We start from the raw sequence: 850 nt of genomic DNA on the forward strand, positions 1-850 counted from the left end.
TGTACTAGCTCAAACCTGATCTGACAGTTACCTGATTTTTATTGTGCCTGTCAGGTTAAATTTGAGCTAAATTCTTCTCAGCCCAAATTTGTTTTCCATCAAGTAAAGTTTCAAATGGTGTACGACCACAGCAGATTTTTCCTTGATGAGTCCGTTCAGTATTATAGAATTTCAGCCAGTCGTCTAAATCCGTCTGCAACTCTTCTAGCGTGCTATAAAGCTTTTTCCTAAATGTAATTTGATAAAACTCCTGCAGTATTATTTTATGGAAGCGTTCACAGATCCCATTCGTTTGTGGTGAAGCTGCTTTTGTCTTCGTGTGATCAATGTCATTGAGCGCTAGATACAACTCATAGTCATGTTGTTCCACCTTACCGCAATACTCGGTTCCTCTGTCTGTAAGAATGCGAAGCATTGGTAAATCCTGGGATTGATAGAAAGGTAATACACGATCATTGAGCAAATCAGCCGCTGTAATCGGTGTTTTGGTTGTATAGAGCTTGCAATGAACGACCTTGCTATAAGTATCGATAAATGTTTGCTGGTAGATCCGTCCAACACCCTTGAGATTCCCGACATAAAAGGTGTCTTGTGCACCTAAATAGCCTGGATGAGCAGTTTCGATTTCACCACACGCCACATCATCTTCATGCTTACGCTCAAGTGCAGCAATCTGATGATCATTTAGTACGATACCATCCTGTGCCACTTTAGCTTCGAGTGCTTTTAAACGCTTCTTAAAGTTCTCCAAATCATGGCGGAGCCAAATAGAACGAACACCACTCCCTGAAACAAATACACCTTTCTTGCGCAATTCGTTACTGGTACGATGCTGACCATAAGCTGGATA

1 protein-coding gene is annotated in these 850 nt (G+C 41.3%); it reads right to left on the reverse strand.

What is annotated here, in order from left to right:
* Positions 1 to 55 precede the first annotated feature (55 nt).
* Positions 56 to 850 (reverse strand): integrase core domain-containing protein (locus NI466_RS15780; protein ID WP_253174006.1); only part of this gene is annotated, 795 nt, incomplete at its 5' end.

The sequence above is a fragment of the Acinetobacter lwoffii genome (assembly GCF_024129595.1).
In the GTDB taxonomy this organism is placed as follows: domain Bacteria; phylum Pseudomonadota; class Gammaproteobacteria; order Pseudomonadales; family Moraxellaceae; genus Acinetobacter; species Acinetobacter lwoffii_O.